This is a genomic window from Streptomyces sp. NBC_00388, assembly GCF_036061255.1.
Classification (GTDB): domain Bacteria; phylum Actinomycetota; class Actinomycetes; order Streptomycetales; family Streptomycetaceae; genus Streptomyces.
In genome coordinates this window covers 1590277-1605258 of the sequence record NZ_CP107948.1, presented here as the reverse complement: position 1 = coordinate 1605258, position 14982 = coordinate 1590277, and the positions used below count along the sequence as shown (strand labels likewise).

The window sequence follows — 14982 nt, the reverse complement described above, 5'->3', positions numbered from 1 at the left end:
GACACGAGATCTGGGAACCTACACCGGGGTCACCCTCCGTAGGCCCCCGAAGCCGTCAGCCGCAGCGCGGTGTCGATCAGCGGCACATGGCTGAAGGCCTGCGGGAAGTTGCCGACCTGGCGCTGGAGCCTGGGGTCCCATTCCTCGGCGAGCAGCCCGAGGTCGTTGCGGAGCCCGAGCAGCTTCTCGAAGAGCTTGCGTGCCTCGTCCACCCGGCCGATCATCGCCAGGTCGTCGGCGAGCCAGAACGAGCAGGCGAGGAAGGCACCCTCGTCCCCCTCAAGGCCGTCGACGCCCGCGGAGCCCCCCGTCGTCGGATACCGCAGCACGAAGCCGTCCGGCGTGGACAGCTCGCGCTGGATGGCCTCGACGGTGCCGATGACCCGTTTGTCGTCCGGGGGCAGGAACCCCATCTGCGGGATGAGCAGCAGGGAGGCGTCCAGCTCCTTCGAGCCGTAGGACTGCGTGAACGTGTTGCGTTCCTTGTCGTAGCCCCGTTCGCAGACATCGCGGTGGATGTCGTCGCGCAGCTCGCGCCAGCGCTCGATGGGCCCGTCGGCGTCCCCGGACTCGATCAGCTTGATGGTCCGGTCGACGGCGACCCAGGCCATCACCTTGGAGTGCACGAAGTGGCGGCGCGGGCCGCGCACCTCCCAGATGCCCTCGTCCGGCTGGTCCCAGTGGTCCTCCAGGTACTGGATCAGCTTGAGCTGGAGCAGTGACGCGTAGTCGCTGCGGGCCAGCCCGGTCATGTGGGCGAGGTGCAGGGCTTCGGTGACCTCGCCGTAGACGTCGAGCTGGAGCTGTCCTGCCGCGCCGTTGCCGACCCGGACGGGGCCCGAGTTCTCGTAGCCCGGGAGCCAGTCCAGCTCCGCCTCGCCGAGCTCGCGCTCTCCGGCGATCCCGTACATGATCTGCAGGTTCTCCGGGTCGCCCGCGACCGCGCGCAGCAGCCACTCGCGCCAGGCGCGGGCCTCTTCGCGGTACCCGGTGCGCAGCAGCGACGAGAGCGTGATCGCGGCGTCGCGCAGCCAGGTGTACCGGTAGTCCCAGTTGCGGGAGCCGCCGATGTCCTCGGGCAGTGAGGTCGTCGGCGCGGCCACGATGCCGCCGGTCGGCGCGTAGGTGAGCGCCTTGAGGGTGATCAGCGAGCGGACCACGGCCTCGCGGTAGGGGCCGTGGTACGTGCACTGGTCGACCCAGTCGCGCCAGAAGTCCTCGGTCGCCACCAGCGAGTTCTCGGGCTCGGGCAGCGCGGGCGGGGCCTTGTGCGAGGGCTCCCAGCTGATGGTGAAGGCGATCCGGTCGCCCGGCCCGACGGTGAAGTCGGAGTACGTCGTGAGGTCCTCGCCGTAGGTGTCGGCCGAGGTGTCCAGCCAGACCGAGTCGGGTCCCGCGACCGCGACCGTACGCCCGTCCACCTTGTGGACCCAGGGCGTCACCCGCCCGTAGCTGAACCGCATCCGGAGTGCGGAGCGCATGGGGACGCGCCCGCTCACCCCTTCCACGATCCGGATCAGCTGGGGGGCGCCGTCACGGGGCGGCATGAAATCCGTCACACGGACGGTGCCGCGCGGCGTGTCCCACTCCGATTCGAGGATCAGTGAATCCCCGCGGTAGCGGCGGCGGTCCGCGACCGGCGGGCATGCCGAAGGGGCATGCGCGGGTCCCAGCCGCCAGAAACCGTGCTCCTCGGTTCCCAGCAGTCCGGCAAAGACGGCGTGCGAGTCGAAGCGGGGGAGGCACAGCCAGTCGGCCGTCCCGTCCCGGCAGACCAGGGCGGCGGTCTGCATGTCTCCGATGAGTGCGTAATCCTCGATGCGCCCGGCCACGTGCAATCTCCAGTCGAACGGCCACGTCGCCCCTCGGGGCGCTTGTGTTGCAGTCAGGGGCTTTTTTGAATAAGCGCTGGCGAGTGCTCGTTCCGGAGAACGGGCGGGGGTGGTGCCTGTTTCCGGCCGTCTCGGCAGCGAGTGTCCGAGCAGGATACGACGCACCCAGGTGATCCGCATGACCCGCCGGGCAACGCGCCTGCGCCGAACGGGTGAGTGTTGGGTGACCGGCTTACGACCTTTCGGTGAAGCCTGAGCTGTGTGTGGCGGAGACGGTGCTGTGCGTGGCCGGAAGCAGCCTCCCGCGGTCGCTGATACCCTGGTGGCCCGTGGACCGGTGGTCATCACGCCCCGAACCGCAGCGACGGCACCCCCGGAAGTCTCCGGGTCCCGTGTCGGCACGCACTCCAGATCGCGACCACGGGAGCCCCCTCTTGGCCATGCAGGCCCGCAACTCAACATCCGCGACGACCAAGCACATCTTCGTCACCGGGGGTGTCGCCTCCTCGCTCGGCAAGGGGCTGACCGCTTCCAGTCTCGGTGCGCTCCTCAAGGCCCGCGGCCTGCGCGTCACGATGCAGAAGCTCGACCCGTACCTGAACGTCGACCCGGGCACGATGAACCCGTTCCAGCACGGTGAGGTGTTCGTCACCAACGACGGCGCCGAGACCGACCTGGACATCGGCCACTACGAGCGCTTCCTCGACGTGGACCTCGACGGCTCGGCCAACGTCACGACCGGCCAGGTCTACTCCACGGTCATCGCCAAGGAGCGGCGCGGCGAGTACCTCGGTGACACCGTGCAGGTCATCCCGCACATCACCAACGAGATCAAGCACCGCATCCGCCGGATGGCCACCGACGACGTCGACGTCGTCATCACCGAGGTCGGCGGCACGGTCGGCGACATCGAGTCGCTGCCGTTCCTGGAGACCGTCCGCCAGGTCCGCCACGAGGTCGGCCGGGACAACGTCTTCGTGGTGCACATCTCGCTGCTGCCCTACATCGGCCCCTCGGGCGAGCTGAAGACCAAGCCCACCCAGCACTCCGTCGCCGCGCTGCGCAACATCGGCATCCAGCCGGACGCCATCGTGCTGCGCGCCGACCGCGACGTACCGACCGCCATCAAGCGCAAGATCTCGCTGATGTGCGACGTCGACGAGGACGCCGTGGTGGCCTGCGTCGACGCCAAGTCGATCTACGACATCCCGAAGGTCCTGCACACCGAGGGCCTGGACGCCTACGTCGTGCGCAAGCTCGACCTGCCGTTCCGCGACGTCGACTGGACGACCTGGGACGACCTGCTGGACCGTGTCCACAACCCCGGCCACGAGGTCACCGTCGCGCTGGTCGGCAAGTACATCGACCTGCCCGACGCCTACCTCTCGGTCACCGAGGCCATCCGGGCCGGCGGCTTCGCCAACCGGGCCCGGGTCAAGGTCAAGTGGGTCGCGTCCGACGACTGCCGGACACCGGCCGCGGCGAAGAAGCAGCTCGGCGACGTCGACGCGATCTGCATCCCGGGCGGATTCGGGGAGCGCGGGGTGGACGGCAAGGTCGGTGCGATCCAGTACGCCCGCGAGAACCGGATCCCGCTGCTCGGCCTCTGCCTCGGCCTCCAGTGCATCGTCATCGAGGCCGCGCGGAACGTCGCGGGCATCCCGGACGCCAACTCCACCGAGTTCGACGCGGCCACCGGACACCCGGTGATCTCCACGATGGAGGAGCAGCTGGCCTACGTCGAGGGCGCGGGCGACCTGGGCGGCACCATGCGGCTCGGCCTCTACCCGGCGAAGCTCGCCGAGGGCTCCCTCGTCCGTGAGGCGTACGAGGACCAGCCGTACGTCGAGGAGCGTCACCGCCACCGCTACGAGGTCAACAACGGCTACCGCGCGGAGCTGGAGACCAAGGCCGGCCTGGTCTTCTCGGGCACGTCCCCCGACAACAAGCTCGTCGAGTACGTCGAGTACCCCCGCGAGGTGCACCCCTACCTCGTCGCCACCCAGGCCCACCCGGAGCTGCGCTCCCGGCCCACCCGGCCGCACCCGCTCTTCGCGGGTCTGGTGAAGGCCGCCGTGGCACGCAAGACGGGCAAGTAGCACGCGGACACGGGCGTTACGGTTGACCGGGGCGGGGTTCTCATGAGCCCCCGCCCCGGTTTCCGCTTTTGAGAGGACGCTTCCATGGCCATCAGGGACACCCCCGAGGAGTGGCGGGTCACCGCGACCACCACCCCCTTCACCGGGAACAAGACCAGCGTCCGCACCGACGACGTGGTGATGCCCGACGGGACCGTCGTCCACCGTGACTACCAGGTCCACCCCGGCTCGGTTGCCGTCCTCGCCCTGGACGACGACGGCAAGGTCATCGTCCTGCGCCAGTACCGCCACCCGGTACGCCACAAGCTCTGGGAGATCCCGGCGGGGCTGCTCGACATCCCCGGCGAGAATCCGCTGCACGCCGCGCAGCGCGAGCTCTACGAGGAGGCGCACGTCAAGGCCGAGGACTGGCGGGTGCTCACCGACGTCTACCCGACGCCGGGCGGTTGCGACGAAGCCGTACGGATCTTCCTCGCCCGGGGAGTCTCCGAGGCCGAGGGCGCACGCTTCGAGGTCTCCGAGGAGGAGGCCGACATGGAGCACGCACGGGTCGAGCCCGCCGAGCTCGTCAGGGGCGCGCTGGCCGGAGAGCTGCACAACACCTGCCTCGTCGTGGGGGTCCTGGCGCTCACCGCCGCACTCAGCGGCGACGGCCTCGACGCCCTGCGCCCGGCGGACGCCCCCTGGCCCGCCCGCCCCTTCGAGGCGTAGAACAGAGCCCGGGGCTCTTCCGGCTCCCGATCTGATGATCTGTTGAGCTGACTGAGGGACATACCTACTCCGCCCGCCCCGCTCCGCCTGGTTCGTCTGGGTACGTGAACTACGCTCGGCACCGTCCCGTCCGGGCCCCCGGCGGGCCGGTGCGCAGGCGGACGGAGCGAGCCCGTGACGGATCAGGCGGTGGACGCGGTCGACCGGGTCACGACATCGGACACCCACCCGGCGGCCGGTCACTTCTTCGGCAGACAACGGGAGTTGAAGGCGCTCCGCGCCGACATCGAACGCGCGGGCCTGGACACCATGGCCGGACGCAAGGGCGCCCGCCCCCGTGTGCTGCTCATCGCGGGAAAGCCGGGCTCCGGGCGGAGCGCGCTCGCCGCCGAACTCTCCCGCCGCCTCACCGCCGACTACCCCGACGGGCTCCTGACCGCGCGGCTCACCGCGCCCGGCGGCGAGCGGGTACCCGCCGGGGACACCGCTCGCCGGCTGCTGGGCGCACTGGGCGTCCCGGCGCCCCCGGGCGCAGCCGACGACGACCTCACCGGGCTGGTCCGCGAGGCGCTGGCCGGGCGGCGGGTGCTGCTGGTCCTTGACGACGCGGCCGACGCCGGGCAGGTCGACCCGTTCCTTCCCGACGTCTCGGACTCCCTGGTCGTGGCCGTCTCCACCGGCCCGCTGACCGGTATCCCCGATGTCAGGCCCTGCACGCTCGGCGGCCTGGACACCGCGTCCGCCGTCGGGCTGCTCGGTGACTTCACGGGAGCGGTCCGCATCACCGTGGACCCGCGGACCGCCGAGGCGCTGGCGGAGGAGTGCGGCGGGCAGCCCGCCGCACTGGTCCTGCTCGGTGGCTGGCTCGCCGCCAGGCCCAAGCTGTCCGTCGCGGACGCGGCCCAGCAGTTCCGGAGCCTGCCCGATGAGGCCGAAGGGCCCGCGGCCCCCCGGCCGCTCGCCCGCGCCTTCCGGTTCGTGTACGCCTCCCTCCCGCAGCCCGCCGCCCGGATACTGCGGCTGCTGGCACTCGCCCCCGCCGGACTGGCCGACGCGCACACGGCGTCCGCGCTGGCCGGCTGCTCGGTGTCCGCCGCCCGGTCCACCCTGGACGACTTCGCCGGGCTCGGACTGCTGCGCGCCCGCGCGGAGGGCCAGTTCGAGGTGCCCGGCTGTCTGGCCCCGCTGCTCCGCGCGCTGATGGAGGACCAGGACCGGGCCGCCGAGGTGCAGCTGGCCCGGGCGCGCCTCCTGGAGCGGACCGTGCGGCTGCTCCAGTCCTGTCGCGCGGTCACCGATCCGGAGGGCTCACCGTCGCGCAGGAAGCTGGCGGGACTTCCCCGCACGCTGCGCTTCCCGAACACCCCGGCCGCGGGTGAGTGGCTGCGGCTGCGGGAGCCGGCGCTGCTCGCCGCCGCCCGGCTGGCCGTCGCCGACGGGGAGCTCGACACGCTGGCCAGACGGCTGATCGCCGCGTTCGTCCGGGCGCTCTCCGCGCACCGCGGCGCCGAGGCGGCTGCCGCCGAGCTGTACGGCCTCCATCAGCTGGTACTCGGCGTCGCCGAGCGGCGCGGGCTGCACCGCGAGCAGGCGGCCGCGCTGCTGAACCTCGCCGATCTGGACGCGCGGACCGGCCGCACCCGCGCCGCCCTGACCCGGTACCGGGCCGCGCTGGACGCCGGACGGGCGGCGAACGACCCGTACGCGACCGGACGGGCGACGGAATCCGTCGGCGGCGCCTACCAGGAGCTGGGGGACTGGCAGCGGGCCTGCGACTGGTACGGGAGGGCGCTCGCCCAGCGGCAGGCACGGGGGGAGACGGCGGACGAGGCGCGGCTCTACGGACGGCTCGGCACCGTGCACTGCTACGCGGGCCACTACACCGACGCGCTCCGCACCTGGCGGGCAGCGGTGGCCGGGTACCGCCGCGCGGGAGACCTGCCGGCCCAGGCGCGGGCGCTGAGCGAGGTGGCCCGGGTGCAGGAGTACGCGGGGCGCCCCGAGGAGTCCCTCCGTACCTGCACGGAGGCGCTGGAGTGGGCGCGGTCCGCCGATGACGTGCGGCTTCAGGCAGCGCTGCACCTCCGGCTCGCGGACACCCTGGAGCGGCTGGGCGACTCCGCCGCCGCGCATCTGCACCGGGGTTCGGCTGAGAGATTGCTGGCTGAGTAAGGATTTGCCTACGAAATCCGTGGTGGCTCGACTGAAGATTGATGCTTTGAAAGGCTAGACAGCGCGAAGTCCTTCATTAACACTGGTTTCGTCGCGTCCATCCGGGATGCCTTCAGCTCTGCTGTGCGTTGCCGGACATGTGCGTCATCGACAGAAACATCCCCCAGATCCAAGGACTGTGATCGACGTGCTGGTCGGCATCCCCCGCGAGGTCAAGAACAACGAGTTCCGGGTGGCCATCACCCCGGCAGGCGTGCACGAGCTGGTGCGCCACGGACATCAGGTCGTCATCGAGCAGAGTGCCGGTGTCGGCTCGGCCATCACCGACGAGGAGTACGTGGCCGCAGGGGCGCGCATCCTCCCCACGGCCGACGAGGTGTGGGCCACCGCCGATCTGCTGCTCAAGGTGAAGGAGCCGATCGCCGAGGAGTACCACCGCCTCCGCAAGGACCAGACGCTCTTCACCTACCTGCACCTCGCCGCGTCCCGCGCGTGCACGGACGCCCTGCTGGAGTCCGGCACCACCGCCATCGCGTACGAGACGGTCGAGACCGCCACCCGCCAGCTGCCGCTGCTCGCCCCCATGTCGGAGGTGGCAGGCCGGCTCGCCCCGCAGGTCGGCGCGTACCACCTGATGCGCTCGGCCGGCGGCCGCGGTGTGCTGCCCGGCGGTGTGCCCGGTACCGCGGCGGGTGAGGCGGTCGTCATCGGCGGCGGCGTCTCCGGCTGGAACGCCGCGCAGATCGCCATCGGCATGGGCTTCCACGTCACCCTGCTGGACAAGGACATCAACAAGCTCCGCGAGGCCGACCGGATCTTCGGCACCAAGGTGCAGACGATCGTCTCCAACGCCTTCGAGCTGGAGAAGGCCGTCGTCGCGGCCGACCTCGTCATCGGCGCCGTGCTCATCCCCGGTGCCAAGGCGCCGAAGCTCGTCACCAACGCGCTCGTCGCCAAGATGAAGCCCGGAAGTGTACTTGTCGACATTGCGATTGATCAGGGCGGCTGCTTCGAGGACTCCCGTCCGACCACGCACGCCGATCCGACCTTCCAGGTCCACAACTCGGTGTTCTACTGTGTGGCGAATATGCCGGGCGCAGTGCCGCGTACGTCGACTTATGCCCTCACCAACGCCACGCTCCCGTACATCGTGGAGCTCGCGAACCGGGGCTGGGAGGACGCGCTGCGCCGCGACCCCGCGCTCGCCCTGGGCCTCAACACGCATGACGGGCAGGTCGTTTACCGCTCGGTCGCCGAGGACCTCGGCCTTCCGCACACCGAACTGAGTGCCTTGCTCGGCTGACCCGTCAACACGCGTCGTCAATCTCACGCAACCGGCCGGACCTTGCTCCCCGAGGTCCGGCCGACTGCGTGTCTGCCCCCTTTGCACCCCTCGTTCAACTCGCCGTGAACGTAACCCTTTAGCCGTTTCGTACACCCGGGAAACCTGCCGGGTGATGCCTGTACGCCCTTGACACCGGGGTGTTCCGTTGCCGACACATCGGGCCGGGTCCGGCGGATTGTGTTGCTGCGGACCGGTGACACGCCATAGAGTCGCCCATCGTCGGCATGGTGCCACGCTGACCTATCGATAAAGTTTCCTGGTCACGTCCAAGGAGGTAAGACGACTTGTGAATGAGTCGACATTTACTCCCGGGGGTGGTCGATCAGGAACGCCTGCTCGGGGCCACGGCCCTGCGGGGCGCGAGGCTGTCGGCTCCGTCGCTGTCCGCACCTTCGCGAGCCACCAGACCCACCCGCACATGACGACAGCCCACCAGAGTATGGACGGCCTACACGTGAACGCCAGGGCCGGCGACCGGAGTGGCGATTCGACCACCCATCTCGCCGTCTACAACGAGGTACCCGAGGGTCACTTCTACGACCCCGACGCCGAGTACGAGCCCGACCCGGAGTACGCGGCCACGCTCGCCCCCGACGCTGCCCGCCAGCGCCGCGAGCGGATCGGCCCGACCGGACGGCCGCTGCCGTACTTCCCTATCCCAGGACCGCTGACCGACCACGGTCCCGCCAAGATCATCGCGATGTGCAACCAGAAGGGCGGCGTGGGCAAGACCACGTCGACCATCAACCTGGGGGCCGCCCTCGCGGAGTACGGACGGCGGGTGCTGCTGGTCGACTTCGACCCGCAGGGTGCGCTCTCCGTCGGTCTCGGTGTGAACCCGATGGAGCTCGACCTCACCGTCTACAACCTGCTCATGGAGCGGGGCATGGCGGCGGACGAGGTCCTGCTCAAGACCGCAGTGCCCAATATGGACCTGCTGCCGAGCAACATCGACCTGTCGGCCGCCGAAGTGCAGCTCGTCAGCGAGGTCGCCCGGGAGTCCACGCTCCAGCGGGCGCTCAAGCCGCTGATGCAGGACTACGACTACATCGTGATCGACTGCCAGCCGTCGCTCGGTCTGCTGACCGTGAACGCGCTGACGGCCGCTCACAAGGTCATCGTGCCGCTGGAGTGCGAGTTCTTCGCGCTGCGCGGGGTGGCCCTGCTGACCGAGACCATCGAGAAGGTCCAGGAGCGGCTCAACCCCGACCTGGAGCTCGACGGGATCCTGGCCACGATGTACGACTCCCGTACGGTGCACAGCCGTGAGGTGCTGGCCCGTGTGGTCGAAGCCTTCGACAACCACGTGTACCACACAGTCATCGGCAGGACCGTGCGCTTCCCCGAGACCACGGTCGCCGGTGAGCCCATCACGACGTACGCCTCCAACTCGGTCGGCGCGGCCGCCTACCGTCAGCTCGCCAGGGAGGTGCTCGCCCGGTGTCACGCCGAGTGAGTCTGCCGGGGGCCGACGAACTGTTCCGTACGACCGGGGGGATGGCGCTCCAGTCGTCGTCCCCGCGGCGGCCGGTCAACGGCGAGGCGCGGATCCCCGGACCCGCGGGTGAGAGCGACCCGGCCGCCCATGCCGCGTCCTCCGCCGGGCGGGCCGAGTCCGCCGCGGCGGAGCACTCCGCCGCAGCGGCGGAGACCACGGAGTCCCGCAGCAGGACCGCCGACGCGGAGGCGGCCGCAGGCCGCAGGCCGCAGGAGCCACGCCCCATGACCACGCCGGTCGCACCGGCCGGCCAGCAGCGCCGCAGGGGCGGCGGCAGGGGTGCCAACCGGCGCCCCACCGGGCGTGAGCGGCACGACGAGAAGATCACGGTCTATGTATCGGCCGAGGAGCTGATGGACCTCGAACACGCGCGCCTGGTGCTGCGCGGGGAACACGGCCTCGCCGTGGACCGCGGGCGCATCGTCCGGGAGGCCGTCGCCGTGGTCCTCGCCGATCTGGAGTCGCGGGGCGACGCCAGCATTCTCGTACGGCGGCTGCGCGGGCGCTGAGCGGGTGCGCGCCGGTGGCCCTGCCGTGCCCGTCCTTCCGTACCCTGGACCGCGATGCCTGCCGCCGACGACTCAGCCCCGACCCGCCGCCGCGCCCTGGGGCGCGGCCCGGGGGCGCCGTACGCGGAGCGGGAGCCACAGGACCCCGGCGGAGCGCCCGCAGCAGCTCTGGAGGCGGCCGGGCGGCCGCCCGGACCCGAGCCGGTGCCTCCGGCCCCTGTCCCGCCCGCCGGGAGTGCGGACGAGCCGGACGACGGCCGGTTCACCGTGCGGCTCAGCAATTTCGAAGGGCCCTTCGACCTTCTCCTCCAGCTGATCTCCAAGCACAAGCTCGACATCACCGAGATCGCCCTGTCGAAGGTCACCGACGAGTTCATGTCCCACATCCGGGCCATGGGCGCCCAGTGGGATCTCGACCAGACCACGGAGTTCCTGGTGGTCGCCGCCACCCTCCTCGACCTGAAGGCGGCGCGTCTGCTGCCCGCGGCCGAGATCGAGGACGAGGCCGACCTCGCGCTGCTCGAGGCGCGGGACCTGCTCTTCGCCCGGCTGCTCCAGTACCGCGCGTACAAGCGGGTCGCCGACATCTTCAGCGACCGTCTCGAAGCGGAGGGCAAGCGGTACCCCAGGACCGTGGGGCTGGAGCCGCACCACGCCGCCCTGCTGCCCGAGGTCGTCATCAGTATCGGCGCCGAGAGGTTCGCGCAGCTCGCCGTGAAGGCGATGCAGCCGAAGGCACGACCGCAGATCTACGTCGACCACATCCACGCCCCGCTGGTCTCCGTGCAGGAGCAGGCCGCGATCGTCATGGCCCGGCTGCGCACCTGCGCCGAGGTGAGTTTCCACACCCTCACCGAGGACGCGCCGGACACCCTGACCGTCGTGGCCCGCTTCCTGGCCCTGCTGGAGCTCTACCGCGAGAAGGCGGTCGCCCTGGAGCAGCCGGAGGCACTCGGCGAGCTCCTGGTGCGCTGGACCGGCGGGGACGGCGCCGAGCCGGTCGTGACCGACGAATTCGATCAAGTGATGGAGGAGACGGCATGAGCGGCCTCAAGCCGGAACTCGAAGCGGTCCTGATGGTCGTCGACGAGCCGGCCACCGAAGAACACCTGGCCAAGGTCCTGAACCGGCCCGGACGCGAGATCGCCGGCGCGCTCCGTGAGCTCTCCGACGAGTACACGCTCCAGGGCCGCGGGTTCGACCTGCGGCTCGTGGCGGGCGGCTGGCGCTTCTATACCCGCCCCGAGTACGCCACAGCCGTCGAGAGCTTCGTCCTGGACGGGCAGCAGGCCCGGCTCACCCAGGCCGCACTGGAGACCCTCGCCGTGGTCGCCTACCGCCGGCCGGTGAGCAGGTCAAGGGTCTCGGCGATCCGCGGAGTCAACTGTGACGGGGTCATGAGGACCCTTCTCCAGAGGGGTCTGGTGGAGGAGGCGGGCGCGGAACCCGAAACAGGTGCGATCCTGTACAGGACGACGAACTACTTTCTGGAGCGGATGGGCCTGCGAGGCCTGGACGAGCTCCCGGAGCTCGCGCCCTTCCTTCCCGAGGCGGATGCGATCGAGGCCGAGACACAAGAAGGTGTGCCGTCGTTCGATCCGGATGCACCGTACGGTCCGGACACCGACGCAGACGACAAGACGGAACTTTGATGCGAAGCAACGGCAGGAACAGCGGAACCGGCAACCGGGACAACCGGGGAACGGGCGGGAAGCCGCCCCGTCCGAAGTCCGGCGGTGCCGGCGGAGCACGCGGCGACAAGCAGGAGGAGCGTCCGCGCCGGCCTCGTCCCGAGGAGCGCCGTTACGACGTCGGCACCGGTTCGTCCGACGAGCGGGGCGGAAAGCCCGCGGCCGGCGGCCGGGGCGGCCCCGCCGCCGGCGGCAAGTCCGGTGCCAAGACGGGCGGCAGCCGAGGTGCGGCAGCCCGCGGCGGCGCCAAGGGCGGCCCGAAGAAGAGCCCGCAGGGCCCGCCCCCGCGCCGCGGCCCGCACGGCCAGCGGGAGACCTCCAGGCCGCGCGAGCTCGACGCCAAGATCGAGGAGCGCAACAGGGAGCGGCACAGCAAGCCGCAGGTGAAGACCCCCAAGACCTTCCCCGGCGCCGAGGAGGAGGGCGAGCGCCTGCAGAAGGTGCTGGCCAGGGCCGGTATGGGCTCGCGCCGCGCCTGCGAGGAGCTCATCGAGCAGGCCAGGGTCGAGATCAACGGCGAGATCGTCATGGAGCAGGGCCGCCGGGTCCTGCCGAAGGACGAGATCAAGGTGGACGGCCTGACGGTCGCCACCCAGTCGTACCTCTTCTTCGCGCTGAACAAGCCGGCCGGTGTCGTCTCCTCGATGGAGGACCCGGACGGCCGCCAGAACCTGGGCGACTACGTCAACAACCGCGAGACGCGGCTGTTCCACGTGGGCCGGCTGGACACGGAGACCGAGGGCATCATCCTGCTCACCAACCACGGCGAGCTGGCCCACCGGCTGACGCACCCCCGGTACGGCGTGAAGAAGACCTATCTCGCCGCGATCCAGGGCCCGTTGCCGCGCGACCTCGGCAAGCGGCTGAAGGACGGCATCGAGCTGGAGGACGGCTACGCGCGCGCCGACCACTTCCGCGTCGTCGAGAACACCGGCAAGAACTACCTGGTCGAGGTGACCCTCCACGAGGGCCGCAAGCACATCGTCCGCCGGATGCTGGCCGAGGCCGGTTTCCCGGTCGAGAAGCTGGTCCGGGTGAGCTTCGGCCCGATCCCGCTGGGTGACCAGAAGTCGGGCTGGCTGCGCCGCCTCACCAACACCGAGGTCGGCATGCTGATGAAGGAAGTCGGTCTGTAACCGCGACCGCAGACGCACCAGGAACCCGGCCCCCGCTCTCGACGGGGGCCGGGTTCTCTCTTGTCCCGGCCCGTTCGCTGCTTTATAGTCAGAGTGACCATAAAGAAGGTGCGCGGTCGCCGGCGCACCGGGCCCACGGGGGTGGACCGGATCCGGCGGCCGGGCACCGGCAGCGCCGAAGGGGGCCGCGCATGCCCGCACACCGCTCAGGCGTCCCCTACGACGCGCACGCCTTCGAGCCGTTCGCCGTCGCTGTCGACCTGGCCGTCTTCACGGTCAGGGAGGGCGGGCTGCACGTGCTGCTGATCCGCCGCGGGGAGGAGCCGTACCTGGGCGGCTGGGCGCTCCCCGGCGGCTTCGTCCGGCCGGACGAGTCGGCCGACGAGGCCGCACGGCGCGAACTGGCCGAGGAGACCGGACTGTCCGTGAGGACCGCGGCAGGGCTCCACCTGGAACAGCTGCGGACCTACAGCGAGCCCGGCCGCGACCCCCGGATGCGGGTCGTCTCCGTCGCGTACGCCGCGCTCGTGCCGGATCTGCCGGAGCCGCGGAGCGGCGGCGACGCGGCCCACGCCCAGTGGATGCCCGCCGGAGCGGAGCGGGCCCTCGCCTTCGACCACAGCCGGATCCTGGCCGACGCCCGCCGGAGGGTCGGCGCCAGGATCGAGTACAGCTGCCTCGCCACCTCGTTCTGCCCGCCCGAGTTCACCCTCGGTGAGCTCCAGCAGGTCTACGAGACGGTCTGGGGCACCGCGCTCGACCGCCCCAACTTCCGCCGCAAGGTCCTCGCGAGCCCGGGTTTCCTCGAACCGGTGCCGGGGGCCGCGCGCCTGACGGGCGGCCGGGGCAAACCGGCCGCCCTCTACCGGGCGGGCCCCGCCACCGCCCTGCACCCACCTCTGCTGCGCCCGGAAGGACGACCCGCATGATTCCCGTCAGCCGTACCGGCCGAACAGGCACCGCCACCGGTCAGGCCGCCACCGGCGCCCTCATCGGACTCGCACTCGGGGACGCCCTCGGCTTCCCCACCGAGTTCAACGACGTCCCCTCCATCCTCGCCAAGTGCGGGCCGTGGCGCGAGATGGAGCTGCCCCGCCCCGCGTTCGTCACCGACGACACCCAGATGACGCTGGCGCTGGGACGGGCCATCCGGACCGTGACGGACCGCGGGCTGCTCGAACCGGCCGCCATGGCGGCGGCCGTCCGGCAGGAGTTCGTCGGCTGGTACCACTCGCCGGAGAACAACCGCGCGCCCGGAAACACCTGTCTGACCGCCTGCGGACTCCTCGACAGCGACCGGCCCTGGCAGCAGGCGAGCCGGCTGCACTCCAAGGGATGCGGGGCCAACATGCGGGTCGCGCCGCTGGGACTCGTACCCGGACTGAGCACGGAACAGCGCGCGGGGGCGGCCCAGTTGCAGTCGGCGCTCACCCACGGCCATCCGACGGCCCTGGCCGCGAGCGACCTGACGGCGCACGCGGTGTTCCTGCTGGCGCACGGCGCCGAGCCGACCGGGCTGGTGGGACAGCTGCGCTCGTACGCCATCGAGAACCGCACCCGCTACCACGAGCGGTGGCTCGGTGACCTCTGGACGTACGCGGACGACGTGAGCCCCGCCCACTTCATGGCCCGCGGCTGGGACGACTGCCTCGCCGCACTCGACCGGCTGGTCGGCGCGCTCCGCGTGCCCTCGCCCGAGACGGATCCCTGCCTGGCCACGGGGGACGGCTGGATCGCGGAGGAGGCGCTCGCCACCGGGCTGCTCTGCTTCCTGCTCTTCCCGGGCGAGCCTCTCCTGGCGCTGCGCCGCGCCGCCTGCACCAGGGGCGACTCGGACTCGATCGCCTGCCTGGCGGGAGCCTTCACCGGTGCCAGGGTCGGCCCGGGCGCCTGGCCGGCCGAGTGGGCCGAGCGGATCGAGCACCACGGCGAACTGCTGGCGCTCGGCGCGCTCTGGGACGCGTGAGCGATAACGGTCCCCCACAGCAC

Annotated in this window: 12 protein-coding genes; 11 read left to right on the top strand and 1 reads right to left on the bottom strand. The window is 71.2% G+C overall.

The window, feature by feature from the left end; translation table 11 throughout:
* Positions 1–29: 29 nt before the first annotated feature.
* Positions 30–1832, bottom strand: a complete 1803-nt coding sequence (locus tag OG917_RS07335) for a glycoside hydrolase family 15 protein (protein ID WP_328316729.1) — start codon at positions 1830–1832, stop codon at positions 30–32.
* A gap of 440 nt (positions 1833–2272) precedes the next feature.
* On the opposite strand from OG917_RS07335, the gene OG917_RS07330 reads away from it, so the two are divergent.
* From OG917_RS07330 to OG917_RS07280, 11 genes are all read left to right on the top strand, one after another.
* A complete protein-coding gene (locus OG917_RS07330; protein WP_328316728.1) occupies positions 2273–3931 on the top strand; it encodes a CTP synthase in 1659 nt (552 codons plus the stop codon).
* Positions 3932–4015: 84 nt separating this feature from the next.
* A complete protein-coding gene (locus OG917_RS07325; protein WP_328316727.1) occupies positions 4016–4642 on the top strand; it encodes an NUDIX hydrolase in 627 nt (208 codons plus the stop codon).
* A 174-nt stretch (positions 4643–4816) separates the two neighbouring features.
* Positions 4817–6814 (top strand): tetratricopeptide repeat protein, encoded by a 1998-nt coding sequence (locus OG917_RS07320; protein ID WP_443058918.1) that lies wholly within the window; start codon positions 4817–4819, stop codon positions 6812–6814.
* Between the two features lie 187 nt (positions 6815–7001).
* Positions 7002–8117, top strand: coding sequence for an alanine dehydrogenase (gene ald, locus OG917_RS07315; protein ID WP_328321710.1), 1116 nt, complete (start codon positions 7002–7004; stop codon positions 8115–8117).
* A 328-nt stretch (positions 8118–8445) separates the two neighbouring features.
* Positions 8446–9615, top strand: coding sequence for a ParA family protein (locus OG917_RS07310; protein WP_328316726.1), 1170 nt, complete (start codon positions 8446–8448; stop codon positions 9613–9615).
* The gene (locus OG917_RS07305) at positions 9612–10166 is read left to right on the top strand and encodes a hypothetical protein (protein WP_328321708.1); all 555 of its coding nucleotides are present in this window, start codon (positions 9612–9614) and stop codon (positions 10164–10166) included. The genes OG917_RS07310 and OG917_RS07305 overlap by 4 nt, the downstream gene beginning before the upstream one ends.
* A gap of 54 nt (positions 10167–10220) precedes the next feature.
* Entirely contained in the window at positions 10221–11210 is a 990-nt protein-coding gene (locus tag OG917_RS07300) for a segregation and condensation protein A (RefSeq protein ID WP_328316725.1), read from the top strand.
* Positions 11207–11818 (top strand): SMC-Scp complex subunit ScpB, encoded by a 612-nt coding sequence (gene scpB / locus OG917_RS07295; protein WP_328316724.1) that lies wholly within the window; start codon positions 11207–11209, stop codon positions 11816–11818. Before OG917_RS07300 ends, scpB begins: the two co-directional genes overlap by 4 nt.
* Positions 11818–12993: a pseudouridine synthase gene (locus OG917_RS07290; protein ID WP_328316723.1), complete on the top strand. Its 1176-nt coding sequence runs from the start codon at positions 11818–11820 to the stop codon at positions 12991–12993. The genes scpB and OG917_RS07290 overlap by 1 nt, the downstream gene beginning before the upstream one ends.
* Positions 12994–13184: 191 nt before the next feature.
* Entirely contained in the window at positions 13185–13922 is a 738-nt protein-coding gene (locus OG917_RS07285) for an NUDIX hydrolase (RefSeq protein ID WP_328316722.1), read from the top strand.
* Positions 13919–14959: an ADP-ribosylglycohydrolase family protein gene (locus OG917_RS07280; protein WP_328316721.1), complete on the top strand. Its 1041-nt coding sequence runs from the start codon at positions 13919–13921 to the stop codon at positions 14957–14959. The genes OG917_RS07285 and OG917_RS07280 overlap by 4 nt, the downstream gene beginning before the upstream one ends.
* Positions 14960–14982 lie beyond the last annotated feature (23 nt).

What these genes read in the sequence shown, in the direction of transcription:
- OG917_RS07285 (WP_328316722.1), top strand. Translation starts at nt 13,185, where the DNA reads ATGCCCGCACACCGCTCAGGCGTCCCCTACGACGCGCACGCCTTCGAG.
- OG917_RS07330 (WP_328316728.1), top strand. Translation starts at nt 2,273, where the DNA reads ATGCAGGCCCGCAACTCAACATCCGCGACGACCAAGCACATCTTCGTC.
- OG917_RS07325 (WP_328316727.1), top strand. Translation starts at nt 4,016, where the DNA reads ATGGCCATCAGGGACACCCCCGAGGAGTGGCGGGTCACCGCGACCACC.
- scpB (WP_328316724.1), top strand. Translation starts at nt 11,207, where the DNA reads ATGAGCGGCCTCAAGCCGGAACTCGAAGCGGTCCTGATGGTCGTCGAC.
- OG917_RS07290 (WP_328316723.1), top strand. Translation starts at nt 11,818, where the DNA reads ATGCGAAGCAACGGCAGGAACAGCGGAACCGGCAACCGGGACAACCGG.
- OG917_RS07280 (WP_328316721.1), top strand. Translation starts at nt 13,919, where the DNA reads ATGATTCCCGTCAGCCGTACCGGCCGAACAGGCACCGCCACCGGTCAG.
- OG917_RS07300 (WP_328316725.1), top strand. Translation starts at nt 10,221, where the DNA reads ATGCCTGCCGCCGACGACTCAGCCCCGACCCGCCGCCGCGCCCTGGGG.